This window comes from Pseudomonas sp. BN417 (assembly GCF_029871205.1).
GTDB lineage: Bacteria > Pseudomonadota > Gammaproteobacteria > Pseudomonadales > Pseudomonadaceae > Metapseudomonas.
Window position 1 is genome coordinate 24,632 of the sequence record NZ_SSOJ01000140.1, and the last position, 24,939, is coordinate 49,570.

23 protein-coding genes are annotated in these 24,939 nt (G+C 67.3%); 7 read left to right on the forward strand and 16 right to left on the reverse strand.

The window, feature by feature from the left end; genetic code table 11:
• Positions 1-107: 107 nt before the first annotated feature.
• The 3 genes from E8F11_RS19375 (at position 108) to E8F11_RS19385 (ending at position 3,458) form a co-directional block, all read left to right on the forward strand.
• Positions 108-848 (forward strand): glycosyltransferase family 2 protein, encoded by a 741-nt coding sequence (locus E8F11_RS19375; RefSeq protein ID WP_280290480.1) that lies wholly within the window; start codon positions 108-110, stop codon positions 846-848.
• 44 nt (positions 849-892) lie between these two features.
• Positions 893-2,422: a glycosyltransferase family 39 protein gene (locus E8F11_RS19380; RefSeq protein WP_280290578.1), complete on the forward strand. Its 1,530-nt coding sequence runs from the start codon at positions 893-895 to the stop codon at positions 2,420-2,422.
• Positions 2,423-2,498: 76 nt separating this feature from the next.
• Positions 2,499-3,458, forward strand: a complete 960-nt coding sequence (locus tag E8F11_RS19385) for an SdiA-regulated domain-containing protein (RefSeq protein WP_280290481.1) — start codon at positions 2,499-2,501, stop codon at positions 3,456-3,458.
• Here E8F11_RS19385 and E8F11_RS19390 read toward each other — a convergent pair.
• The gene (locus E8F11_RS19390) at positions 3,445-4,176 is read right to left on the reverse strand and encodes a phosphatase PAP2 family protein (RefSeq protein ID WP_280290482.1); all 732 of its coding nucleotides are present in this window, start codon (positions 4,174-4,176) and stop codon (positions 3,445-3,447) included. The genes E8F11_RS19385 and E8F11_RS19390 overlap by 14 nt on opposite strands.
• Positions 4,177-4,293: 117 nt before the next feature.
• On the opposite strand from E8F11_RS19390, the gene E8F11_RS19395 reads away from it, so the two are divergent.
• A complete protein-coding gene (locus E8F11_RS19395) occupies positions 4,294-4,977 on the forward strand; it encodes a response regulator transcription factor (RefSeq protein ID WP_280290483.1) in 684 nt (227 codons plus the stop codon).
• A 158-nt stretch (positions 4,978-5,135) separates the two neighbouring features.
• Complete coding sequence (locus E8F11_RS19400; RefSeq protein WP_280290484.1) at positions 5,136-6,320, forward strand: MFS transporter; 1,185 nt, start codon at positions 5,136-5,138, stop codon at positions 6,318-6,320.
• Between the two features lie 106 nt (positions 6,321-6,426).
• Here E8F11_RS19400 and E8F11_RS19405 read toward each other — a convergent pair whose 3' ends face one another.
• The 9 genes from E8F11_RS19405 to E8F11_RS19445 all read right to left on the reverse strand — a co-directional run bounded on the left by E8F11_RS19405 (position 6,427) and on the right by E8F11_RS19445 (position 14,621).
• A complete protein-coding gene (locus E8F11_RS19405; RefSeq protein ID WP_280290485.1) occupies positions 6,427-7,356 on the reverse strand; it encodes a LysR family transcriptional regulator in 930 nt (309 codons plus the stop codon).
• Between the two features lie 117 nt (positions 7,357-7,473).
• Positions 7,474-8,490 carry a branched-chain amino acid ABC transporter permease gene (locus E8F11_RS19410; protein WP_280290486.1) on the reverse strand — a complete coding sequence of 339 codons (1,017 nt, stop codon included), beginning with the start codon at positions 8,488-8,490 and terminating at the stop codon, positions 7,474-7,476.
• The gene (locus tag E8F11_RS19415) at positions 8,490-9,353 is read right to left on the reverse strand and encodes a branched-chain amino acid ABC transporter permease (RefSeq protein WP_280290487.1); all 864 of its coding nucleotides are present in this window, start codon (positions 9,351-9,353) and stop codon (positions 8,490-8,492) included. Before E8F11_RS19415 ends, E8F11_RS19410 begins: the two co-directional genes overlap by 1 nt.
• Positions 9,354-9,355: 2 nt before the next feature.
• Positions 9,356-10,057: an ABC transporter ATP-binding protein gene (locus tag E8F11_RS19420; RefSeq protein WP_280290488.1), complete on the reverse strand. Its 702-nt coding sequence runs from the start codon at positions 10,055-10,057 to the stop codon at positions 9,356-9,358.
• 4 nt (positions 10,058-10,061) lie between these two features.
• Positions 10,062-10,784, reverse strand: a complete 723-nt coding sequence (locus tag E8F11_RS19425) for an ABC transporter ATP-binding protein (protein ID WP_280290489.1) — start codon at positions 10,782-10,784, stop codon at positions 10,062-10,064.
• Between the two features lie 138 nt (positions 10,785-10,922).
• Positions 10,923-12,233, reverse strand: coding sequence for an ABC transporter substrate-binding protein (locus E8F11_RS19430; RefSeq protein ID WP_280290490.1), 1,311 nt, complete (start codon positions 12,231-12,233; stop codon positions 10,923-10,925).
• A 64-nt stretch (positions 12,234-12,297) separates the two neighbouring features.
• A complete protein-coding gene (locus tag E8F11_RS19435; RefSeq protein ID WP_280290491.1) occupies positions 12,298-13,647 on the reverse strand; it encodes an outer membrane beta-barrel protein in 1,350 nt (449 codons plus the stop codon).
• A 378-nt stretch (positions 13,648-14,025) separates the two neighbouring features.
• The gene (locus tag E8F11_RS19440; RefSeq protein ID WP_280290492.1) at positions 14,026-14,241 is read right to left on the reverse strand and encodes a DUF3820 family protein; all 216 of its coding nucleotides are present in this window, start codon (positions 14,239-14,241) and stop codon (positions 14,026-14,028) included.
• Between the two features lie 53 nt (positions 14,242-14,294).
• Positions 14,295-14,621: a DUF190 domain-containing protein gene (locus tag E8F11_RS19445; RefSeq protein ID WP_280290493.1), complete on the reverse strand. Its 327-nt coding sequence runs from the start codon at positions 14,619-14,621 to the stop codon at positions 14,295-14,297.
• A gap of 167 nt (positions 14,622-14,788) precedes the next feature.
• Between E8F11_RS19445 and E8F11_RS19450 the strand changes: the two genes are divergently transcribed.
• A complete protein-coding gene (locus E8F11_RS19450; RefSeq protein WP_280290494.1) occupies positions 14,789-15,676 on the forward strand; it encodes an HD-GYP domain-containing protein in 888 nt (295 codons plus the stop codon).
• Positions 15,677-15,688: 12 nt separating this feature from the next.
• Here the strand turns inward: E8F11_RS19450 and E8F11_RS19455 are convergent, their stop codons facing one another.
• From E8F11_RS19455 to E8F11_RS19470, 4 genes are all read right to left on the reverse strand, one after another.
• The gene (locus tag E8F11_RS19455) at positions 15,689-16,432 is read right to left on the reverse strand and encodes an SDR family oxidoreductase (protein WP_280290495.1); all 744 of its coding nucleotides are present in this window, start codon (positions 16,430-16,432) and stop codon (positions 15,689-15,691) included.
• Positions 16,433-16,637: 205 nt separating this feature from the next.
• Positions 16,638-17,834 carry a CynX/NimT family MFS transporter gene (locus E8F11_RS19460; protein WP_280290497.1) on the reverse strand — a complete coding sequence of 399 codons (1,197 nt, stop codon included), beginning with the start codon at positions 17,832-17,834 and terminating at the stop codon, positions 16,638-16,640.
• Complete coding sequence (locus E8F11_RS19465) at positions 17,821-18,282, reverse strand: nucleoside deaminase (protein ID WP_280290498.1); 462 nt, start codon at positions 18,280-18,282, stop codon at positions 17,821-17,823. Before E8F11_RS19465 ends, E8F11_RS19460 begins: the two co-directional genes overlap by 14 nt.
• Positions 18,283-18,297: 15 nt before the next feature.
• Positions 18,298-18,966 (reverse strand): ankyrin repeat domain-containing protein, encoded by a 669-nt coding sequence (locus E8F11_RS19470; protein WP_280290499.1) that lies wholly within the window; start codon positions 18,964-18,966, stop codon positions 18,298-18,300.
• A gap of 104 nt (positions 18,967-19,070) precedes the next feature.
• Here E8F11_RS19470 and E8F11_RS19475 point away from each other — a divergent pair, with 104 nt between their 5' ends.
• Positions 19,071-19,943 carry a LysR substrate-binding domain-containing protein gene (locus E8F11_RS19475; protein WP_280290500.1) on the forward strand — a complete coding sequence of 291 codons (873 nt, stop codon included), beginning with the start codon at positions 19,071-19,073 and terminating at the stop codon, positions 19,941-19,943.
• Positions 19,944-20,137: 194 nt separating this feature from the next.
• Here the strand turns inward: E8F11_RS19475 and E8F11_RS19480 are convergent, their stop codons facing one another.
• Together E8F11_RS19480 and E8F11_RS19485 are read right to left on the reverse strand one after the other, a co-directional pair.
• The gene (locus tag E8F11_RS19480; protein WP_280290501.1) at positions 20,138-21,637 is read right to left on the reverse strand and encodes an efflux transporter outer membrane subunit; all 1,500 of its coding nucleotides are present in this window, start codon (positions 21,635-21,637) and stop codon (positions 20,138-20,140) included.
• Positions 21,634-24,741 (reverse strand): efflux RND transporter permease subunit, encoded by a 3,108-nt coding sequence (locus E8F11_RS19485; RefSeq protein WP_280290502.1) that lies wholly within the window; start codon positions 24,739-24,741, stop codon positions 21,634-21,636. Before E8F11_RS19485 ends, E8F11_RS19480 begins: the two co-directional genes overlap by 4 nt.
• Between the last annotated feature and the right edge of the window lie 198 nt (positions 24,742-24,939).

The window sequence follows — 24,939 nt, forward strand, 5'->3', positions numbered from 1 at the left end:
GCGCGAGCGATCCGCGTTGTCGTCCGCCTGCAACCCTGGGCAGCCACACTGGCCCGCGCGACGCCGCGCCAGCAACTTGAACCAACACCTTGATTAATGGATCCAGAATGTCGAACCGGCCCTACCTCTCCGTATTGATCCCGGCCAAGAACGAAGCCGAGAACCTGCCCGGCCTGCTGGAAGAGATTCGTCAGGCGCTTTCCGGCGAATCCTTCGAAGTGATTGTCGTCGACGATGGCAGCACGGATAACACCGCGGCACGGCTGCTCGCCCTCAAGCACGCCGGTTACCCGCAGCTGCGCATCCTCAGCCACGACCGCTCGCTGGGCCAGAGCACCTCCATCTACCATGCGGCCCAGGTCGCCGAAGGCACCTGGCTGGCCACGCTGGATGGCGACGGGCAGAACGACCCGGCGGACATCCCCGGCATGCTGGCCATCGTTCGCGCGCCGGAAGCGCCGATCAACCTCAAACTGATCGCCGGGCACCGGGTGAACCGCCGCGACACCGCCAGCAAGCGCTGGGCCTCGCGCTTCGCCAACAAGCTGCGCGGCAAGCTGCTCAAGGACAACACCCCGGACACCGGTTGCGGCCTCAAGCTCATCGAGCGCGACGCCTTCCTGCGCCTGCCCTACTTCGACCACATGCACCGTTTCATTCCGGCACTGATCCAACGCCACCAGGGCGGCATGCTGGTGCACCCGGTGAACCACCGCCCGCGCAGCGCCGGCGTGTCCAAGTACGGCAACCTGGATCGCGCGCTGGTGGGCATCCTCGACCTGTTCGGCGTGTGGTGGCTGATCCGCCGCACCCGCTTCAACGCCAGCCCCCGCGAGCTGGAGGGCTGAGCATGGGCCGAATCTCGCCAGCCGTAGGCGGTAGCGCCGAGCCCATGCGCCTGATCAGCTCCCGGCGCGCCTCGCTGCTGCTCCTGCTGCTGCTCGCCGCGGCAATGATCAGCGCTGGTCTGGGCATGCGCCATCCGTCCAACGTGGACGAGGAACGTTTCCTTGGCGTGGCCCTGGAAATGCTCCAGGGCGGCGATTGGCTGATTCCCCATCGCGCCGGAGAGATCTACCCGGACAAGCCGCCACTGTTCATGTGGGCCATCGCCCTCCTCGTCCGTCTCGGCGCCTCGCCGACCATCGCCCTGTTCCTGCCGGCGCTGCTGGCTGGCGTCGTGGCCACCGCCTGCCTGCACGACCTCGGCACGCGCCTGTGGAACCGCCGCATCGGCCTGATCGCCGGCCTGCTGTTCCTCGCTACCTACCAGACCTACAGCATCCAGCGCGCCGGGCAGATCGACGGTTTCCTCCTGCTCTGGACCGCCCTCGGCCTCTACGGCATGGTCCGCCACCTGCTGCTCGGCCCGGCCTGGGGTTGGTTCTATGTGGCCTGCGCGGCCATGGGCTTCGGCATCATCAGCAAGGGCGTGGGCTTCCTCCCGGCGCTGATGCTCATCCCCTACGCCTTCGCCGTCCGCCGTGGCTGGAACGGCGTGGCGCGAATGCCCGGCGAAGGCCGCGCCTGGCTCCTCGGCCTGGTGGTGGCCCTGGCGGCCATCGGTACCTGGCTGCTGCCGCTGATCATCAAGGTGACGCTGTTCGGCGACGAGGCCAGCCGCGCCTACCTCGACGAGATCCTCCTGCGCCAGACCGCGCATCGCTACGCCAATGCCTGGCACCATCGCGAGCCCTTCTGGTTTTTCTTCACCAACGTGATCCCCAAGTACTGGCTCCCCCTGGTGCTGGCCCTGCCCTGGATGGTGCCGGCCTGGCGTCGCCAGCTGGCCAAGCACGACGGCCGCTACCTGGTGCTGCTCGGCTGGGTGATATTGGTGCTGTTGTTCTTCAGTCTCAGCAGCGGCAAGCGCAAACTGTACATCTACCCCGCCCTGCCCGGGCTGGTGCTGGCCATGGCGCCGCTGGTGCCCTGGCTGTTGCGCCGCTGGTTCTCCCAGCGCCCGCGCGGACGGAAGATCTTCATCGGCCTGGCGCTGTTCTGGTTCTTCGCCTGGTTCGCCCGCGGCTTCGTCGAGCCGATCAAGGAGGGCGTCAACCCGCGCCAGACCCTGATGGAGGACGTGGCCGAGGCCACCAACGGTGTCGAGCTGATGCTCACCCATTGGCGCGAAGGCCACTGGCTCTATGCCCGCCAGCCGCTGGCGCACTTCGGTGTGGTCGCGCCGCAGCAGACGGAAAAGGCTGCGCAATGGCTGCGCAGCCACCCCGGCAACTACGCGCTGATCCGCCCCGAGGAGCTGCCGCGCTGCTTCTTGCCTGACAAGGCGAAACGAATCGGGGATGGCGACGACGAAGACTGGTACCTGGTGCAGGCCGACGCCGACAACGGCCAGTGCCACGACGCCACCGCCATCCCACAACAGCCTTATCGCTTCGCCTGGAAGCAGCCGCTCGACTGATGCCCGGATGGCCGCCACGAACTTCGCTGGATGCGGGGTTCGGCGGCAGCGCTCGCCCGCAAGACAGGACAACCCGATGAACAGTGCCGTTGAACACAACAAGATGAACCTCAAGCCAACGCACAGCCTGAGGACCTTCGGCTTCTGGGGACTGGCGCTGGCCGCCCTGCTCCTGGCCGGGCTGGCCTGCGCCAGGCTCCACTGGCATGAGCGCGCCTGGTACTACGTCACCAGCCAGATGCACGCCGGGCAATGGGCCGGGCGCAGCGTCTGGCTACCGGACTACCGGGTGGAAATCGACGCCCAGCCGCTGGCCGATATCGCCGACGACCTTTCCGCCATCGACTACGACCCGGACAGGCAGCGCCTGCTGGCCGTGACCAATGCCCCGCCCATGAAGCTGGTGGAGCTGGACCGCGAAGGCACCATCACTGCGCAGTACCCGCTGAACGGGTTCGAGGACGTCGAAGGCCTGGCCTATATGGGCGACGGCCTGCTGGTGGTGACCGACGAAGACCGCCAGGAGCTGGTGTTCTTCCGCATCCCCGAGCAACCGGGTCAGGCCGTCGACAAGCAGGACGCCCCGACCCTCGCCCTGAACCTCGCCTCCAGCGCCCACAACAAGGGGTTCGAAGGGGTGGCCTACGACGCCGCCCACGACCGCCTGTTCGTCGCCAAGGAGCGGGACCCGCGAAGCCTCTACGCCGTCTCGGGCATCAAGGCGAGCCTCGGCGGCCGCTTGCGGATCGAGGTGCGCGACCTCAGCGACTGGATCGAGCGCAGCGTCTTCGCCACGGACATCTCCGACCTGCACTACGACGGAAAGACCGGACATCTGCTGGTGCTCAGCCATGAGTCGAAGCTGGTGATCGAACTGGACGAGAACGGCGAGATGGTCAGCTTCCGCACCCTGCTCGGGCACCTCGGCGACCTGAAGCGGGGCGTGGGCCAGGCGGAAGGCCTGACCCTCGACGACGCGGGCCGCCTCTATGTGGTCAGCGAACCCAATCTCTTCTACCGCTTCAGGAAGAACTGAGGCTCGCCACCTCGTCCTCCGCCAGCGCTTGCGGGGCCGGCGCCGGGCGATAGAGCAGCAGGCGGTAGCAGACCAGGCTGATCATCCAGTCGAAGAGCAAGGTCCAGAGGTTGTGAGAGAGGAAATGCGCGCCCTGCATCATGCGGCCGATGGAGAACAGCGTACCCAGCGCCAGCGCGCCCACCAGGGCCGCCCTGGCCAGGCGCGGACGGCGGTCGCGCAGGGCGAAGAACAGCGCCAGCAGCGAGAAGCCGGCCGAGGCATGACCGCCGGGCCAGCAGCGGCCGGGCTTGTCGACATAGGGGTGGTGGCCCAGCAAGGGCGCGTAGGGCTCCACGCCGCCGAACTCGGCCAGGCTCCAGGGGCACTGCACGGCGGTGACGGCCTTCAGCGGCGTGACGATGGCCGTGGACAGCCCCAGGGCCAGCACCAGGTAGCCCAGCCGACGGCGCCACTGGCGCAAGCGGGTGGGCAGCAGGCTGGCGACGAAGCCCGCCACCGCCAGCACGCCGAGGAGGATCACCGCCTGCTTGGCGCGGTCGTGCAGCACGTCCTCGAGAAAGGCGCTGTGACGGCCGATGAAGCCGGCTTGCGGATCGTAGAACAGGTGAGCCAGGGCGAAGTCCAGCCGGGGCACATCCACCAGCAGCAGGAGTGCCATGACCGCCAGCGGCAGGCCGCTCCAGAGCAGGAAGTTGAAGGGACGGGAATACGGCATCCAGAGGTCCTTTTACAGTTAGGGCACGGGCAGTCTGCCCGGACGCGCGTGAGCAACTGGTAAAGGACTTGTGAAAAAACCATCAACGGCGCCTGGCCGCCGGACAGAGGGCATTCCGTGCGTGTACTGATCATCGAAGACAACCGCGACATCCTCGCCAACGTGCTGGATTACCTCCAGCTCAAGGGCTACGGCGTCGACTGCGCCCAGGACGGCCTCAGCGGCCTGCACCTGGCCACCACCCAGCACTATGACCTGATCGTGCTGGACATCATGCTGCCGGGCATCGACGGACTGCAGCTGTGCAACCGGCTGCGCCAGGACGCCCGCCGCGACACGCCGATCATCATGCTCACCGCCCGCGACACCCTGGAGGATCGGTTGGCCGGGCTGAAATCCGGTGCCGACGACTACCTGGTCAAACCCTTCGCCCTCTCCGAACTGGTCGCGCGCATCGAGGCCGTGGTGCGCCGCAGCCATGGCGGCCGCAAGACCCGGCTGCAAGTGGGCAACCTCAGCTACGACCTCGACACCCTGGAAGCCACCCGCGCAGGCCAGACCCTGCGGCTCAACCCCATTGGCCACAAGCTGCTCACCACCCTGATGCGCAAGAGCCCGGCGGTGGTGCGCCGGGAAGTTCTTGAAGAAGCCCTCTGGGGCGATAACTGCCCCGACAGCGACAGCCTGCGCAGCCATATCCACCAACTGCGCCAGGTTCTGGACAAGCCCTTCGACAAAGCGCTTCTGCACACCATCCACGGCGTCGGCTATCGCCTGGCGGAGCTGGTGGAGAACGACTGAAATCGAGAAGCCGGCCGTAGGGTGCGCTATGCGCACCAGTCCGATGCCAGGGCCTGACATCGGGTCTGCCGACACCAAAATCTGGTGCGCGCGGCGCACCCTACCCGGACGGGCTAACGTAGACAGGGCCAGCTACACCGGATCGACAGGACAGGGACATGCCCGCATCCACCACCACCCGCAGCATCCCGCGCACCGTCTGGGCGCTGGGCTTCGTCAGCCTGTTCATGGACCTCTCCTCCGAACTGGTGCACAGCCTGCTGCCGCTGTTCCTGGTGGGCAGCCTCGGCGCGAGCATGCTGGCGGTCGGCCTCATCGAAGGCCTGGCCGAGGCCACCGCGCTGATCGTCAAGGTGTTCTCCGGCGCCATCAGCGACTACCTGGGCAAGCGCAAGGTCCTGCTGCTGTTCGGCTACGGGCTGGCGGCGCTGACCAAGCCGCTGTTCCCCCTCGCAGCCTCGGTCGACCAGGTGTTCTTCGCCCGCCTGCTGGACCGCATCGGCAAAGGCATTCGCGGTGCGCCACGGGATGCCCTGGTGGCCGATATCGCTCCAGCGGAGATTCGCGGTGCCTGCTTTGGCTTGCGCCAGGCCATGGACACTGTGGGCGCATTCCTCGGGCCGCTGCTGGCCATCCTGCTGATGAGCCTGCTGGCCGGCGATATCGGCCTGGTGCTCTGGTTCGCCGTGCTGCCGGCGCTGGTGTCGGTGGGGCTGATCGTTGTCGGCGTGCGGGAACCCGACGTTCCCCACCCGCCCCAGCGCCTGCGCTCGCCGATTCGTTTCCGCGCCTGGCGCAGCTTTCCGGCGACCTACTGGTGGGTGGTGGCTCTGGGAGCGCTATTCAGCCTGGCTCGCTTCAGCGAGGCATTCCTGGTGCTGCGCGCGCAGGACGCCGGCTTCTCCACCACCTGGGTGCCCCTGGTGATGGTGGTGATGGCGGGCTTCTACATGCTCTCGGCCTACCCTGCGGGGAAATGGTCCGATAGCCTCAGCCGCAGTGCCCTGCTGGCCTTTTCCCTGGTGCTGCTGATCATCGCCGACCTGTGCCTGGCCCAGGCCGGATCACCCGCCCTGCTCCTGGTCGGCGTGGCCTTCTGGGGCCTGCACATGGGGTTCAGCCAGGGCATCCTCGCGGCTCTGGTGGCCGAGACCACCCCGGCCGACCTCAAGGGCACCGCCTTCGGCCTCTTCAACCTCGCCAGCGGCGCCGCCCTGCTGCTGGCCAGCCTGCTCGCCGGCTGGCTCTGGCAAAGCCTGGGCGCGGCCAGCACTTTCCTCGCCGGCGCGGCTTTCTGTGTGGCGGCGCTGGTGTTGGTCGCGGCCCGAAGGCAAACCCCATAGGTTGGCCTGTCCTGCGCAGGAGCCGCAGGATTCGGTAGCCCGGATGCAATCCGGGGAATGTCGGACCCGCTCCCGGATTTCATCCGGGCTACGTTCTGCGGACCGTCTATTCCTTCACCCAGCCCCGCTCCAGCAACGGCCTGTCCCAGGCCGGTTCGTCACTGATGCGCTCCACCAGGAACTCGATCAGGCTGCGCACCTTCAGCGCCCGGCGCTGGGTGGCCGGGTAGACCGCGGAGAAGTTGAAGGAGGTCAGCGAATAGTCGGTGAGCACCGGCACCAGCCTTCCTGCCAGGAGGTCGTCACTGGCCACCAGGGTCGGCAGGCAGACCACGCAGGTGCCGGTGAGGGCGTAGTCGCGCAACAGGTGCACGGAGTTGGAACGCACCTGGCCGGTGAGGTTGAGCTCTACCTGATCAGTGCCGTTGAACACCCACTTGTTGCGCGACGGGTAGCCCTCGTAGAGAGCCACCTTGTGCGCCTGCAGGTCCGCCGGCACGGCGGGGCCGCCATGGCGCTCCAGGTAGTCCGGGGAGGCGCAGAACAGGCGGCGCACGCTGAACAGCTTGCGTTCGATCAGCGACTCGGCCAGCGGCGGGAACATCTGGAAGGCCACATCGAAGCCTTCCTCTATCGGGTCCACCACCCGGTCGTTGACGATCACGTCGACTTCTATGTCCGGGTACAGCTCGGTGAACTCCGCCAGCAGCCTGCCGAAGTGGCCGATGGCGAAGCCCGGCAGCATCTGCACCCGCAGCTTGCCGGTGGGCTTGGCGCGCAGGTCGCGCATCTGCTCGGTGAGGCTGTTGAAGCTGGCCACCATGTCGGCGCATTCCTTGTAGTAGGTCTCCCCCACTTCCGAGAGCCGCACATGGCGGGTGCTGCGGTGGAACAGCGGCGCGCTGATGTAGTCCTCCAGCTGCTGGATGCGATGGCTGATGACCGAACGGGTCACCCCTAGCTGCTGGGCGGCCCTGGCGAAGTTGCCGGTTTCCGCGACGCGGACGAAGGCTTCGATGCTGAGCAGGCGGTCCATGGTGTTTTCCGGTTTGGCAGTGAATTGCAGGATTGAAACATGTGGGGGCGAATTCATTCGCTATGCATTGGGGCCGCTTCGCGCCCCTTAGCGAATGAATTCGCCCCCACAAGAGCGTTAGCCCGCTACCAGCCTGCGTTGCATCGGAAACAACTGCCAGCCGAAGCGATCGCTCACCAGGCCCCAGACACCCTGGGGCGCCTTGAGCATCATCAGCACCGCGACGCTGCCGAGGATGATCATGTACAGCGCGCCGAACTCGGCGAAGCAGCTGCGCAGCACGAAGTAGATCAGGGTGCCGATCAGCGGCCCTTCGAGGGTACCGATGCCGCCGATGATGACGATGAAGATCACCGCGGCGGTCCAGTCCTGCACGCTGAACGCGGCGTCCGGGGAGATGCGCAGCTTCTGCAGGAAGATCAATGCACCCACTACACCGGTGCAGCCGGCGGCCAGCACATAGACCATCAGCTTGGTGCGGAACACATTGATGCCGAGGCTCCCCGAGGCCGGCTCCGAGTCACGGATGGCGGTCAGGGCCAGGCCCTGGCGCGAGCGCAGCAACAGATAGACCACCAGCATCGCCGCGACAGCGATGACCAGGGCGCTGAAGTACAGCAGCATCTCGCGGCCGTCGCGGCTGCTGCCGATCTGCCGCACGATGGAGGCCGGCAGGCTCTGCCCAGAACCACCGCCCAGGCTGCTCACCTGCGCGAGGCCGAGGCGGAACACTTCGGCCACCACCCAGGTGCCGATGGCGAAATAGGCACCCCGCAGGCGGAACAGCACCAGCGCGGTAGGCACGGCCAGGACGGCAACCACCAGTCCCGAGAGGAACACCGCCGCCAGCGGCGGCACGCCCAGGTGCGAAGCCAGCACGAAGAGCAGGTAACCGCCCAGGCCGACGAAGGCCTGCTGGCCCACCGAAACCATGCCGGCGTAGCCCGCCAGCAGGTTCCACATTTGCGCCAGCGCCAGGTAGTAGGCGAACTCCACCACCAGGCGCAGCACTGCGCGGTCCGCCCAGAACGGCAGGGAAGCCAGCACCAGCACCAGCACGCCGAGCAGCGCCAGGCCAACCTGGCTACTGCGGGTGGCGCGCTGGACGAGGTAGGCATTGTTGATCGCATTCATCAGTCGACACTCCGGGGGAACAGGCCGCGCGGGCGGAATACCAGGATCAGCAGGAACACCAGGTGGCCGGCGAGGATCTGCCAGCCCGGATCGATGCGCGCCCCCACCGCCTGGGCGACGCCGAGGATCACGCCCCCGGCCAGGGTGCCCCAGAGGCTGCCGAGGCCGCCGATGATCACCGCCTCGAATCCGTAGAGCAGGCGCGCCGGGCCGACGCTGGGGTCGAAGCTGGTGCGCACCGCGAGGAACACCCCGGCGATGGACACCACCGCCATCGCCAGGGCCATGGCCAGGCCGAAGATGTTGCGGTTGTCGATACCCATCAGCTGGGCCGTCTGCTGGTCGTCCGAGGTGGCGCGGAAGGCGCGGCCCAGACTGGTCTTGTAGAACAGCAGCTGCAGGCCGCCGATCACCAGCAGGGCGCAGCCGAACACCATCAGCGGCATCACCCCGAGGCTGAGCCCGCCGAGGGAAAGGCTGGCCACTTCCAGGTCGCCCTGGGAGAGCTTCCGGCTGTCGCCGCTGAAGAATTCCAGCAGGACGTTCTGCAGGATGATCGACAGGCCGAAGGTCACCAGCAGCGGCGGCAGGATGTCCTGGCCGAGGGTGCGGTTGAGCAGCCCGCGCTGCAGGCCGTAGCCGACCACGAACATCACCGGCACCACCAGCGCCAGGCTGGCGAGCGGCGACAGGCCGAGGGCTTCCACCACCACCAGGGCCAGGTAGGACGCCAGCACGATGAAGTCGCCGTGGGCGATGTTGACCAGCCGCATGATGCCGAACATCAGCGACAGGCCGACCGCGAACATGGCGTAGAGGCCGCCGAGCAGCACGCCTTGCACCAGGGTATTGAGCCATTCCATCGTCATGCCTCCGCCAGGCCGAAATAGGCCGCCTTGATCCGCTCCTTGCTCACTTCGCCCGGCTTGCCGGAAAGGGAAATGCGCCCCTCCTGGAAGCAGTAGAAGCGGTCGGCGACGCCGAGGGCCTGGTTGATGTCCTGCTCGACCAGGATCACCGCCGTGCCGTCGGCCTTGATCGACGGCAGCGCGCAATAGATGTCCTTGATGGTGGTGGGCGCGAGGCCCAGGCTGATCTCGTCGCAGAGCAGCAGGCTCGGGCTCGACATCAGCGCACGGCCGATGGCGACCATCTGCTGCTGGCCGCCGGACAGCGCGGTGCCGGGGCGCTTGCGCAGCGTCTCCAGCACCGGGAACAGCGCGTAGATGCGCTGCAGGTTCCAGGCGCCCGGGCGCTTGCTGTAGGCGCCGATCAGCAGGTTTTCCTCGACGCTGAGCGAAGGGAACAGCTTGCGCCCTTCCGGCACCAGGGCGATGCCCCGCTCCAGCACGCGGTTGGCCGGCTGGCTGCCGATGTACTCGCCCTTGAAGCGAATGGCGCCGGGGTCGTTGCGGATCAGCCCGGCGAGCGAGCGCAGGAAGGTGGATTTGCCGGCGCCGTTGGAGCCGATGATGGCCAGGGTCTCGCCCTCGGTCAGGTCCAGGTCGATGTCGAACAAGGCCTGGAAGTCGCCGTAGCCGGCGCGCAGTTTGCGGATCGTCAGCATGGCTTCAGCTCCCGATGCCCATGTAGATTTCCTGCACCCTGGGGTTGGCCATCACCGCATGGGGCTCGCCTTCGTCCAGCTTGCGGCCGAAGTTGATCACCGCCAGGCGGCCGACCACCGCCAGCAGCGCGTGGACTATGTGTTCGATCCAGATGATCGCGGTACCCGAGCGGTGGATGCCCTGGATGGTGCCCACCAGCTCCAGGCACTCGGGCTCGGTGAGGCCACCGGCGATCTCGTCGAGCAAGAGCAGCTGCGGCCGGGTGGCCAGGGCGCGGGCCATTTCCAGGCGCTTGCGCTCCAGCAGGGTCAGGGAGCCGGCCAGGGCGTTGGCCTTCTTCATCAGGCCGGTGAGCTCGAGGATGTGTGCGCACCAGGCGTAGCTGTCCTGCTCCGCCTGCCCGGCGCCGAAGGTGGCGCCCACCAGCAGGTTCTCGAACACCGTCATCTTCACGAAGGGGTGGGGAATCTGGTGGGAGCGGCCGATGCCGCGCTGACAGCGCTTGAACACCGGCTCGCGGGTCACGTCCTGGCCCTGGAAGTGGATACGCCCGCTGTCGGGGGCCACGCCCCCGGCGATCAGGTTGAACAGGGTGCTCTTGCCGGCGCCATTGGGCCCGATGATGCCCAGCGCCTCGCCCGGCGCCAGGGCCAGACTGAGGTCGTCGGTCACCTTCACCGAGCCGTAGCGCTTGTGCACCTGCTCCAGTACGAGGAGTTGTTGCATGTTTCGTTACCTGTATGAATCTGTAGCCCGGATGCAATCCGGGGGAACCGTGCGGGGATTCCCGGATTTCATCCGGGCTACGAACGGCCCCCTCTCCCTTCAGGGAGAGGGCTGGGGAGAGGGAGCCCGCGCTCGGACTCAACCGCCATAGGTGATCGCCTGCATCTCCCCACCCAGGGGAATCTGCGGCGCGGTCTGGTTGCTGGTGATCACCAGGTCGTAGGTGAAGGGCCCGCCGAGACGCCACTGGCCGGATACCAGCGGAGTCTTGGCGACGTTCTTCACCGGGCCGTTCTTCCAGCTCACCGGGCCGACCACGGTGTTCAGCTCGGTCTTCAGCAACGCATCCCGCGTGGCCGCCGGATTGCCGACCTCCTCGGTGCGTTGGAGGATGTCCACCGCCAGCTCGAACAACGCATGGACGAAGCCCAGCGGCTGGGTCCACTGCTTGCCGGTGGCCTGGGTGTAGCGCGCGGCCAGTTGCCCGGCGGTGAGGCCGTTGAGCGAGGAGCTGAAGGGGTGGCTCGGGCTCCACCAGATCTCCGTGGAGAGGTTGTGCCCGGCCTTGCCCAGGGCCTCCACCGCCGAGGGGAACAGCAGCGCCTTGCCCACCGACATCGCCTTGGGCTGGAAGCCCTGCTGGCGCGCCTGGGTCCAGAAGGTGGTGAGGTCCGGCGGAATGACGACGCCTGTGACGATCTCCGCCTCGGCCTTCTTGAAGGCGGAAATCTGCGCCGAAAAATCGTCGGTCAGGCTCTGGAAGCGGCCCGGGTCCACCAGCTGGAAGCCCTTCTGCGACAGCACCGGCGGGAAGCCCAGCTTGTCGTCGCCCCAGGCATTGCCGTCGCCATCGTTGGGGAACAGCCCGCCGATCACCTTGTTGCTGCCCATGCCGCCCCACATGGCGGTGTAGCTGGCGATCACGTCTTCCAGACCCCAGAAGAAGTGATAGGTCCACTCGAAGCCCTGGTCCGGCTTGCCGCCACGGGTAAAGAACCAGGGCTGCCAGGGCGCCACGGTGGAGATGCAGGGGATCTCGTTGATCTCGCACTGGTCCGACACCGGGTTGGTGGTTTCCGGGGTGGACGACACCAGCATCAGGTCGACGCCGTCTTCGAGGATCAACTCGTTGGCCACTTCGGCGGCGCGGTTGGGGTTGGACTGGCTGTCCTTGACCAGCACCTCCAGGCGGCAGCGCTGGCCGCCCACGGTGATGCTGTTCTTCAGCACCGAAGCGAGGCTTTCGATGATGTAGGCATCCGCCGCGGCGAACGGCGCCAGCGGCCCGGTCTGGGGGCTGACGTAGCCGATGCGGATGACCTTCTCCGCTGCCAGCAGCGGACCTGAAGAAAAGCCTGCGAGCAGCGAGCCGCCAGCCACGACGCCGCTGGCCCGCAGGAAATCACGCCGGGAAAACCCGGCACCGAGGAGTTTCTTGTTGTTGTCCATGACGGATACCTCGTACCGGCACGGGCACGCGGGCCCGGCCGGGGTGCAGTGGGAAGGAGGCGAATCAGAAGAACAGGGTGACGTCGAAGGAGCCCACCAGCTGGCTGTCCTCGCGACCGTCGCCGAAGGCGTCACGCCCGTTGCCGCTGTGGATGTCGTAGCGCAGCTCGGGCCGCAGGCGCAGGTTCGGCACCGGGGTCCAGGCCAGGTTGGTGGTGAAGCCATAGAAGCTGCCCCAGCTGGGGTCGGGGATGCCGGTCTGCGGGTCGATGTTGGCCATCACCACATGCACCGGGGCGTCGCTGTAGAACCACTCGGCGCGGCTGTTCCACATCAGGTTGTCGCCCAGGCGGTGGTACCAGTTGACGTCGGTGCCGTACCAGTGGGCATTGTCCTTGTTGGCGAAGCCGGCGAAGGCCCCGTCTTCCTGCTGGCCGTAGTTGAACTCGACGGCGACGCGATTGCGCTCGTCCAGCACATGGGAAACCGTCAGGTAGGAGGCGTAGCGGGTCAGGTTCTCGTCGTCGGTGCCGGCGGGGATCGGCGAGCCGCAGGCGCACTCGGCGAAGCTGTCGCCGGCACCATTGCCGTAGATGTTTTCCCAGTCCACCCAGGTGCGGAAGTCCGCCGATCGCCAGCGCAGGTTGGCGATCACATCCGGGTCGCCGTTGGGGTCCTGCATGTTGTTCCAGCCCTGCACCAGGCCCAGCTCGAAACCGAGCATGCTGCCGCCATCTTCCTGCGGCAGCTTGAAGGAATACAGCGCGCCGGTGTGCTTGGCCGGGCCGTGCATGAAGGAATAGGTGTGGCTGTAGAAGTCCGCCGGCGCCGGGCTGCCGAGGGCGAAGCCGATCTCGTTCTCCAGCGGGGTGTGGAACACGCCGAGCATCAGGTTGGAGCCGCCGAGCACCGGGATGTAGAAATCCAGGTAAGCCTGGGCGATGTTGAAGTTCTCGTCGTTGCCGTCGGCATCGCGGTTGACGCCCAGGTCTTCGTCGAAGCCGTAGGTCTTGAAGAAGCGCGCATCCTTGCCGTAGAGGGCGGTGACATTGAAGCCCCAGTCGGCTTCCTGCGGCATGGGGCCGGGGAAGGGACCGACGCGGCCGACCACGTTGCCCTTGGGCACCTTCTCGATGGCCAGGGCGAACTGGTTGAGGTTGAAGCCTTCGTCATTGTTGAAGAAGGCCTGCTTGCTCACGTCGTCGCTGCCGTTGTCGTTGTAGATCCAGCCGGCCTGGGCCCAGCCGTGGACCTTGATGCCGTAATCCTTCTCCAGGCCGTCACCGAAGGCGCTGCGGAACAGCGAGCCGCTCGCGCCGGGTTCGGCGGCCTGGGCGAACTGGGGGAAGAGCGCAGCGGCCGCCAGGACCGGGCCGAGCAGGGAGGACGCGGAAAGATGCTTGCGAGGGATCATGGCAGCTACCTTGTTGTTATTAGTCAGCCTGGTGCCGAGGCGGGTCCTGCTGGCAATGCAGGTCCTGTCGTCCGGCTGGATCGCAAGCTACAAGCGCCCTCCTCCCCCAACAATTCCGGTTTCGGCGATTTGAGTGTTTGCGAATCGAGAACAATGGCGGGCGGGCGGCGAGGTAGAGCGGTTGGTGCGGGGATGGGGTGTGGCGGGGGTGGGCGGTTATCGGACGGGATTCGTGGAATCCCTCAGTGGACTCAAGTCCCTGTGGGGGCGAATTCATTCGCTAAGGGCAACGCAGTTGCCCCGATTCGATGTCTGCGGGGCAGTCCTGCGGACTGCTCAGCGATTGAAATCGCCCCCACAAAAAGGGAAAGCGCGGCATCAGCGCTTCTTGCGCAACGGCTCCAGCAGCGGCTTCAACCCGTTGTGGTCGATCTCCTGCATCAGCATCAGCAGCCGCCCGATCTCGCCCTTGGGAAAGCCCTCGCGGGCAAACCAGTTGAGGTAGTTCCCCGGCAGGTCGGCGAGCAGCCGGCCCTTGTACTTGCCGTAGGGCATTTCGCGGGTGACCAGGAGCAGCAGGTCTTCAGGATTCATCGAGCTCTCGAGAAAGCGGACACGGATGGGCGATTGTCGCAGAGCCGCGCGGCTCAGGCATCCACCGGTGTGCCCAGCAGCCCGAACTCGGCCGGCACCTTGACGTAGAACAGCGGCACGCCCTCCTCGTCCAGGCGCTTCAGCAGGGCGTCGCATTCGTCCTCGGAAAGGGCCATGAGGATCAGCATCGGCTGGTCGGCCATCTCGAAGAAGTGGTGGGAATGGAACTGCCTCGTATGGCCGAACCCCTCGATACCGGAAACCAGGGTGGCGCCGCGCAAGCCCATGTCCATGGCCAGGCCGACTACCCAGTCGGCGAGCATCTTGCCCTGGTGCCGGCGGTTCTGCTGCGTGTAGAGCGTAAGCTGGTAACCCTTCATGACTGCCTCCTGCCCAATTCAAGCATGGCACCCGGACCGTGGACGGCGCCCCTTTGTCGATGGCCGGCACCAGCCGATGAAGCGCCCTTCCCAACGGCCGCGGTCGGGCGTAATCAGGAAGGTCCCTCACGTGCTGTTCCACCTCCAACCCTGCGGAGGAACACCTGATGAACATCCCCGGTTACCGGCCCCGTCTCGGCGTCGCGGCCAGCGCCATCCACCCGCTGCTGAAAAGCCTCTACGTGATGGCCGCCCTGGTGGAGGCCCGGGACGCCTATACCGGCGGCCACCTCTGGCGCGTTTCCCAGTTTTCCCAACTGCTGGCCATGGACCTGGGCCTGCCCCCCTCAGAGGTGGCGCGCATCACCCTCGGCGGATTTCTCCATGACCTCGGCAAGATAGGCGTGCCCGACGCCGTGCTGAACAAGCCAGGGCCGCTCGACGAGCATGAGCTGGAAATCATGCGCACCCACCCGGAAGTCGGCCAGCGCCTGCTCAGCGGTCACCCGCTGGCGCCCCTGGTGCTGCCGGCGGTGCTGATGCACCACGAGACCCCGGACGGTCGCGGCTACCCGCAGGGCTTGCGCGGCGAGGCTATTCCCCTGGAAGCGCGGATAGTCGGGGTCACGGACGCCTTCGACGCCATGACCAGCACCCGCCCCTATCGCAGTGCCATGCCCATCGCCACGGCGCTGGACATCGTCGCCGAGTACCTCGGCAGACAGTTCGATCGCGAATGCGGCGAACGGCTGATCGCCCTGGGCGAGCGCGGCGCCCTGGAGCACATAGTCGGCCATAGTGAGCCGCATATCCCGCTGCAGCACTGCGCCGGCTGCGGACCGATCATCGTGGTCAAGCACAGCCAGCCCAGCGGATCCCTCGTCTACTGCCGCGCCTGCGGCGGCGAGCATCGGGTCGAGCGGGACGGCAACCAGGTGCGCCTGGTCCCCACCGGACAGCTCGGCAGCGCCGCGGCGCTGGAGCCGGACATGGACGACTTCCTGCTGGAGGAACTGCTGGAAGAAACCGAGACGCTGCTGGATGTCGCGGCCTGAGCCGATCCGGGGCTACACGATCCCGCCATTGACCCGCAGGGTCTGGCCGTTGACCCAGGCTCCTTCCGGCCCGACCAGAAAGGCCACCAGGCTGGAGATGTCCTCCGGATTCCCTATTCGTTCCAGGGGCGCCTGCCGGGTCAGGCGCTCCACCAGTTCGGCCGGCTTGCCTTCGAGGAACAGGTTGGTGGCCGTGGGCCCCGGTGCCACGCAGTTGACCGAGATGTTCCGGCCGCGCAACTCGCGGGCGAAGATCGCGCTCATGGTTTCCACCGCCGCCTTGGACGCGGCGTAGATGGCATAGCCCGGCAGGCCCATCCCCACTACGCTGCTGGACAGGTTGACGATGCGCCCACCGCTGCGCAGGCGCGTGGCCGCCAACTTGAGGGTGTTGAAGGTGCCGCGGGTATTGATGGCGAAGAGGCGGTCGTAGAGCGCCATGTCGGTGTCGGCCAGGGGTACAAGACCGGGCTGGATCACCCCGGCGTTGTTGATCAGGATGTCGATGCCGCCGAACTCCATTTCCGTCTGGTCGAACAACACGGCCACCGCCACCGGGTCGCTGATATCGGCCAGTATCGGGTAGGCCTGGCCCCCCGCCAGCCTGATCTCCTGTACCACCTGTTCCGCGGCCTCCGGTCGGGTGGCGTAGTTGACCACCACCTGGATGCCATCGGCGGCCAGGCGTCGCGCAATGGCGGCGCCTATGCCACGGGATGCCCCGGTGACGATGGCGGTTCTAGCGGATTGCGACATGCGAGCCTCCCGGGTACCCCTCGAAGCCCCGGCCTATGCCGGCTGCAGGGTATTTCAGTGGTATAGCCGGAGTTGGCGCGGTGTGCGGCACCGGCCATCAGCGGACTTCGTAGGTTGGGCAGAGCGCAGCGAAGCCCAACGCTGGTCCGAGTGGACGGACACTGCCCTCACCCCCGCCCTCTCCCAGAGGGAGAGGGAGCGCCCTCTAGTTCAACTCCACCAGTGGCCGCCTCTCCGCCACCGGCCGGTAGCTTGCCGGGCTGAACAGCCGGGTCACCCCCAACATCAACACCACGCTCACCACCAGCACCAGCCAGGCGCTTGTGAAGCTGCCGGTGAGCTCCCGCAGCCAGCCGCTGAGCCAGGGCGAGACGGCGTTGATCAGGAAACCCACGCCCTGCACGAAAGCCGCCAGCTGGCCAGCCTCGCGCGGGTCGCGGCGGTGGTCGAGGGTGAGGATCAGGCTGAGGGCGAAGCAGGCGCCCAGGCCGAAACCGATCAGCGCCACCCAAAGGCCGGCGAACGCCAGGGGCGCCCAGATCAGGCCGGCGTAGCCCACGACCTGAGCCAGCAGGCTCACCGACAGCAGTGGCCGGCGGTCGCTGCCGCGTTGCGCCAGGGCCGGCATGCTGAGGGCGGCCAGCACCTGGAAGATGGTCATGAATGCCAGCAACGAGCCGCTGCGGGTCGGGCTCCAGCCGAGTTGCTGATAGTAGGCCGGCAGCCAGGCCACCATGCTCATGTAGCCGCAATTCACCAGGCCGAAATAGAGCGCCAGCAACCAGGCGCGGCGATTGCCGAGGAAGCTCGTCGGCCTGGCGGCGGCAACCGGTGCCGGACTGGGCAAGGGGCGTGCCAGCCAGAGCGCCAGGGCCAGCAGCGCCGGCAGCATCCACAGACCGAGCCCCGCCTGCCAGTGCTCGAACTGCTGCGCCAGCAGCGGACTGAACAGCGCCGCCAGACCACCGCCGCCCATCAGGGACGCCGAGTAGACGCCCATGGCCAGGGCCACGTGGCCTTCGAAACGGCGTTTGATCATGGTCGGCAGCAACGCCTGGATCAACGCCACGCCGGCGCCTCCCAGCAGTGCGGTGGCCAGCAGCGGCCCCGCCTGGCCACAGAGCAGCCGTGCCACGCAGGCCCCGGCGATCAGCGCGAGGCCGAGGCCAATGCCGCGGCGCTCGCCCAGGCCGCCGAGGCGGTTGCTCAGCAAGGCCACCAGGCCCATGCAGATCACCGGCAGGGTCGTGAGCAGGGCGGCAGTCTGGAAGCCCATGCCGGTGGCGGCGCGGATGTCCGCCAGCAACGGGCTGACCGAGCTGAGGATGGGCCGCAGGTTGAGCCCCAGGACCACCAGCAGCGCCCAGGCGGCGAAGGTTTCGAGGCGATCAGCGCGCGGCATGCAGGGTCTTCCAGCGGGCGTAGATCTCGGCCATGGCCGGTTGCGGCAGGTGCTGGATGTCCAGCTTCTGCTGCTGCAGCGGCAGGGCCATCTGCTGGTAGACGGCGGCGGTGGAAAGACCGAAGGGTTCGCCCTCGGCATTGGCCGCGGCGAATACCACCCGCGCCACCCCGCACAGGTGCATGGCCGCGAGGCACATGGGGCACGGCTGGCCGCTGGCGTAGATCACGCAGCCGTCCAGGCGCGGGCCCAGCTGCCGGCTGGCGGCACGGATGGCCTGGAGTTCGGCGTGGGCAGTGGGGTCCTGGCTGAGGTGGATTTCGTTCACTGCGCGGGACAGGACCTGGCCATCGCGCACCAGCAGCGCGCCGAAAGGACGGCCGCCCTGCTCGACATTCTGTCGCGCCAGTTCCACGGCCTGTTCGAGGTAGTTGCGGTCTTCCGTCATGGGGTACTCCAGTATTCAGCGGGCGCCGGCAGCGCGCAGCTTGGCGGCAATTTCCCGCTGGCCGCGCTGCTCGGCATGTTGCAAGGGGGTGACGCCATCCTTGTCGGGCAGGTCGAGGTCGGCGTCGGCGGCGATCAGCAGCTCGACGATGCGCTGGTGGGCCGGGCCGCCGTCGCCCAGCAGCACGGCTTCCAGCAGGCAGGTCCAGCCCAGCTTGTTGACGTGGTCGAGGTCCACTCCGGCAGCGATCAGGGTGCGCACCGTGTCCACATGGCCGCGCTCGCAAGCGGGGATCAGCGCGGTGCCGCCGAAGCGGTTGGTGCTGCGCAGGTCGGCGCCATGGGCCAGGGTCAGTTCGAGGATCTGCTGGTAGCCACTGGCGCCGGCCAGCAGGTAGGCGCTGTCCTGCATGCGATTCTGCAGGTTGACGTCGGCCCCTGCGTCCATCAGCCGGCGCGCCACCTCCACCCGGTTGGCGGCGGTGGCCAGCAGTAGCGGCGTGTTGCCCTGGGCATCGCGCACGTCCACGGCCATGCCCTGCTCGAGCAGGGCGTCGACCGTCGGCAGGTCACCAGCGCCGGCGGCCTGCAGCAGGCGCTGTGCCGACGCCTGGTCGGCGTTCGCCTGGCCGCCGAGGAGGAGCCCGGCGGCAAGGGACAGGGTCGGGATGATTCCGGCTTTCATGGCGTACCTCCGGGCGCGAAAGAATGGGCGAAATTATGTCCTTCTGGTCAAGTATTCTGAAATTAAATATAACCATGCCTATCAGTTGATCCAGGAATACTCACATGTTCGATCCGCTCCTCCTTCGCAGCTTCGTGGCGGTGGCCGACTGCGGCAATTTCACCCGCGCCGCCGAGCGGTTGCACCTGACCCAGTCCACCGTCAGCCAACAATTGCGCCGGCTGGAGGAAAGCCTGGGTTGCCGCCTGCTGGACCGCAGCCAGCGTCAGGTAGTGGCTACCGCCGAGGGCGAACAGCTGCTCGGCTACGCCCGGCGCATCCTCGCCCTGCAGGAAGAAGCCGCCGAGGTACTGCTCCACCAGCCCGGCAGCGGCGTGCTGCGCCTGGGCGTGCCCGAGGACTTCGCCGCCGAACGGCTGATGCCGGTACTGGCGGAGTTCTCCGCCGCCCATCCCGGCGTGCGCCTCGAGGTGACCAGCGGCCTCAGCCCGGAACTGCTGCGGCTCTACCAGGGCGGCGAGTTCGACCTGCTGCTGATCAAGCGCATGGGCGATGACAGCGACAGCCTGGCGTCCTGGCCGGAGCCCCTCGGCTGGGTCGACAGCGCCAGGCAACCGGCCTTCGGCCGCGAGCCCATGCCGCTGGTGGTGTTCCCCGCCGGCGGCCTGTACCGCAACGAAATGCTCCATGGCCTGGACGTGCAAGGCCGGCGCTGGCGCATCGCCTACTCCAGCGCCAGCCTGGCCAGCGTGCGCGCGGCGGTGGCGGCGGGGCTGGGGGTGAGCTTGCTGCCGCTGCGCGTGCTGGGGCCGGAGCATCGGTTGCTGGGAGAGGAAGAAGGATTGCCGGAGATCCAGGGCTTGCGCCTGGCGCTTTATGGGCGGGCCGGGTTGGGTGGTGCAGGAGAGGAGTTGGTGGAACGGTTGAAGGGTGTGTGTGAGGGGAATGACCCTTGTGGGGGCGAATTCATTCGCTAAGCGGGCCGCAGGCACGCCCTGGATGTTCCAATGGGACAGCTGCGCTGTCCTTCGCGAATGAATTCGCCCCCACAAAGAAGCAAATCGTAGCCCGGATGAAATCCGGGAGCCGCGGTGGGACTATTCCCGGATTTCATCCGGGCTACTGACTGTCTTCCTAGGGGGAAACAGATGTGGGAGCGATGCCCCGTGAATCAGGGGGTTTCCTCGGAATCCGAATCCACCTTCTCCAGCTGCCCCTGGTCCCAACCCCCGCCGAGGGCGGCGATCAGCTGGACACTGGTGGTCAGGCGGCTGCCGAGCAGGGTGAGGACGGTGCGCTCGTTGTTCAGGGCGGTGGCCTGGTTGGTGACCACACTGTTGTAGTCCACGGTACCGGCCTTGTACTGGTTGCTGATCAGGCGCAGCGCTTCGCGGGCGGCGTCCAGGGCCTCCTGCTGCACCCCGCTCTCCTCTTCCAGCACATCGAGCTGGACCATGTAGTCCTCGGCTTCGCGGAAGCTGTCGAGCACGGTCTGGCGGTAGAAGGCCACAGTCTGGTCGTAGCTGGCCTCGGCCTGGGCCACCTGGGAGCGGATCAGGCCACCGTCGAACAGGGTCATGGCGAATTCCGGGCCGATGGACCAGAAGCGGTTGGGCGTGGTGATCCAGTCCTGCAGGCTGCCGCTGCGGTAGCCGCCGGCGGCGCTCAGGCTGAGGCTGGGGAAGTAGGCCGACTTGGCCACGCCGATCTGGGCGTTGGCGGCCATCACGTCGCGCTCGGCGGTGGCCACGTCCGGGCGTCGTTCCAGCAGTTGCGACGGCAGCAGGGTCGGCACTTCGGGCAGCGCCGGCACGCTGTCCACCTCGGCCAGGCTGAACTCCGACGGCGGCAGGCCCACCAGCACGGCGATGGCGTTCTCCAGCTGGGCACGCTGGTACTTGAGGTCGATGGCCTGGGCCTGGGTGCTCTTCAGCTGGGTGGTGGCCTGGGCCACATCGGCGCGGGTGACTATGCCGGCCCTGTACTGGTTCTCGGTGAGGGTCAGGGCGCGCTGGTAGGCGGCGATGGTGGCCTCGAGCAGGCGCTTCTGGGCGTCCAGCACGCGCAGCTGCAGGTAGTTCTGCGCCAGTTCCGACTGCAGGCTGAGGCGCACGGCGGCGAGGTCGGCGGCGCTGCCCTGCATGCTCGCGGTGTCGGCCTCCAGTTGCCGGCGCAGCTTGCCCCAGAGGTCGATTTCCCAGTTCACCCCGAGGCTGGCGTCATAGCTCTTGGACACGCCGCCGCCACCGGAGCTGGTGACGGTGGAGCCGTCCGCGAGGCGTACCGTGCTGTCGCCACCGCCCTGCCCCGAGCGGGTCTTGCCAGCGTTGGCGGTGACCGAGGGGAAGAAGGACGCGCGGGCGCCACGGGCCAGGGCCTGGGCCTGGCGGTACTGGGCGACGGACTGGGCCAGAGTCTGGTTGGAGGCCTCCAGGCGCCGCTGCAGGTCGTCGAGGGTGGCGTCGCCGTACAGCTCCCACCAGCGGCCACGGTGTTCCAGGTCCGCCGGGCTGGCCAGGGTCCAGCCTTCGGCGTGCTTGAACTGCGCCGGCACGCTCTGCTCCGGTCGCTGGTAATCCGGGCCTATGGCGCAGCCGGCGAGCAGCAGGCCGGCAAGGGCCAGGGCCACGGCGCGGCGCAGGGGTTTGACGGGAAGTGCGGCGGTGTTCATAGCGGTGTTTCCAAAGCAGCGTCGGTACGAACGCCGCGCCAGCGGTTGAAGCGGTGGCGCAGACGGTCGAGGTAGAGGTAGACCACGGGGGTGGTGTAGAGGGTCAGCAACTGGCTCAGCACCAGGCCGCCGATGATGGCCATGCCCAGGGGCTGGCGCATTTCCGCCCCCTCGGTGCCGCCGATCAGCAGCGGCACGGCGCCGAGGATGGCGGCGATGGTGGTCATCAGGATCGGCCGCAGGCGCAGCAGGCAGGCCTGGCGGATGGACTCGTCCGGGGACATCCCATCCTGGCGCTCCAGTTGCAGGGCGAGGTCGATCATCATGATGGCGTTCTTCTTCACCACGCCGATCAACAGGAACAGGCCGAGCAGCGAGATCAGGCTGAACTCCCCGCCGGTGAGCAGGATCGCCAGCAGCGCCCCGACGCCCGCCGAAGGCAGCGTGGAAAGGATGGTCAGCGGGTGGATGTAGCTCTCGTAGAGGATGCCCAGCACCAGGTACACCAGCACCAGGGCGGCGAGAATCATCCAGGGCTGGTTCTGCTGGGTAGTCTGGAAGGCATCGGCGCTGCCGCCCATGCGGGCGATCACCGAGCTGGGCAGGCCGATGGCGGCCACCGCCTTCTCGATGGCCACGGTGGCCTTGTCCAGGCTGACGCCGGGCGCCAGGTCGAAGGCGATGCTTTCCGAGGCGAACTGGCCCTCATGGTTGACCCGGTCTTCCTCCAGGCTGCGCTCGTAGCGGGCGAAGCTGGACAGCGGCACCCGCTGGCCATCGGCGGTGATCAGCTGGACCTGCTTGAGGGTTTCCGGATCCCGGGCGTACTTCGGGTTGACCTCCATCACCACCTGGTACTGGTTCAGGGTGTCGTAGATGGTGGAAATCTGCCGCTGGCTGTAGGCGTTGTTCAGCGCCGAGCTGACCATGGCCATGTCCACCCCCAGGCGCTTGGCGGTGTCACGGTCCACCACCAGGGTGATCTGCTGGGCGCCCTCGCCTTCGTTGGCGTCGATGGCGGTGAGCTCCGGCAGGGACTTCAGCGCAGCGGTGACTTTCGGGCCCCAGGTGCGCAGGTCGGTCAGTTCGCCGGACTGCAGCACGTACTCGTATTGCGAGCTGCGCTGCTCGCGGCCGCCGCCGAACTGCAGGTCCTGGTCGGCCATCAGCATCAACCGGCCGCCGGGTACCTTGGGCAGGCTGGCGCGCAGCCGCTCGATGACCTTCTGCGCCGAAACCTTGCGCTCCTTGATCGGCTTCAGGCGCACGATCATGAAGGCGTTGTTGATGCCGCCGCTGCCGCCGATGAAGCCGGCCACGCTTTCCACCGCCGGGTCCTCGAGCACGGCGCGGCGGAAGATTTCCATCTTCGGCTGCATCACGCTGAAGGACAGGCCGTCGTCGCCGCGGATGAAACCGATCAGCTGGCCGGTGTCCTGCTGCGGCAGGAAGGTCTTGGGCACCAGCACATAGAGGGCGACGTTGCAGGCGATGGTCACCAGCAGGCTGGCCAGGGTCAGGCGCGGATGGCGCAGGGCCACGCCCAGGGTACGGTCGTAGGCGCCGACCATGCGCTGGTGCAGCGCTTCGCTCCAGCGTTGCAGGCGGCTGTCCTGGTCCGGCACATGAGGCTTCAGCCAGCGCGCGCTGAGCATGGGCGTCAGGGTCAGGGACACCAGCAGCGAGACCAGTATGGCCACCGCCAGGGTCAGGGAGAACTCGCGGAACAGCCGGTCGATGATGCCGCCCATGAACAGGATGGAGACGAACACCGCCACCAGCGAGAGGTTCATCGACAGCAGGGTGAAGCCCACCTCGCGGGTGCCCTGCAACGCCGCCTTGAAGGGCGCCATGCCGTTGTTGATGTGCCGGGAGATGTTCTCCAGCACCACGATGGCATCGTCCACCACCAGGCCGGCGGCGAGGATCAGTGCCATCAGCGACAGCACGTTGAGGGAGAAGCCCATCAGGTACATCACGGCGAAGGTGCCCACCAGCGACACCGGTACCGCCAGCGCCGGGATCAGCGAGGCGCGCAGGTTGCCGAGGAACAGGTAGACCACCAGTATCACCAGCGCCACCGCGATCAGCAGGGTGCGCTCGGCTTCGTGCAGGGTGGCGCGGATCACGGGTGAACGGTCCATCGCCAGGTCCAGCTTGACGCTGGCCGGCAGTACCGCCTGCAGCGCGGGAAGCTGCTGCTTGATGCTTTCGATGGTCTCGATGATGTTGGCACCGGCCTGGCGGTTGATCACCAGCAGCACCGCCGAGTCGTCGTTGAAGAAGCCGCTGTTGTAGCGGTCTTCCACCGCGTCACGGACCTTGGCCACGTCGCCCAGGCGCAGCGCGGCGCCGTCCTGGTAGCGGAGGATCAGCGGCGCGTAGTCGGCGGCCTTCTCCAGCTGGTCGTTGGCGCCCACCTGCCAATGCCGGCCGGCATCTTCCACCGCGCCCTTGGGGCGGCGTTGATTGGCCGCAGCGATGGTGCTGCGCACGTCGTCCAGGGCGATGCCGTATTGAGTCAGCAACTGCGGTTCCAGCTCCACCCGCACCGCCGGCAGGGAGCTGCCGCCGATCTGCACTTCGCCCACGCCCCTGACCTGGGACAGGCTCTGGGCCAGGATGGTGGACGCGAGGTCGTAGAGCTGGCCTTTCTCCTTTACGTCGGAGGTCAACGACAGCACCATGATCGGCGCCTGGGACGGATTGACCTTCTTGTAGGTGGGCATGCTGCGCATGCCGCTCGGCAGCAGGTTGCGCGAGGCATTGATGGCCGCCTGCACGTCGCGGGCCGCGCCGTTGATGTCGCGGTCCAGGTCGAACTGCACGATGATCCGCGTCGAGCCCTGGCTGGTGCGGCTGGTCATCTGGCTGATCCCGGCGATGGTACCGAGGGACCGCTCCAGCGGCGTGGTGACGCTGGAGGCCATGATCTCCGGGCTCGCGCCGGGCAGGCTGGCCTGCACCGTGATTACCGGGAAGTCCATCTGCGGCAGCGGCGACACCGGCAGCAGGCCGAAGCTGACGCTGCCCAGCAGCAGGATCGCCAGGCTCAGCAGCATGGTGGCCACCGGACGGTGGATGAAGGGGGCGGAGAGGTTCATTTCCCTTCTCCCTCTGGGAGAAGGTGGCCCGAAGGGTCGGATGAGGGATGGTGGATGTCGCTGGAGACCGAGCGGGGCATGGTTACCCTCACCCCAGCCCCGCTCTGCGCCCCGGCCAGAACGCTTCGCCTTCTGGCGCTCACAGGCACCGGAAGCAGTGCTTCCAAAAGCGTGCCTGATTCGCCCCAGAGGGAGAGG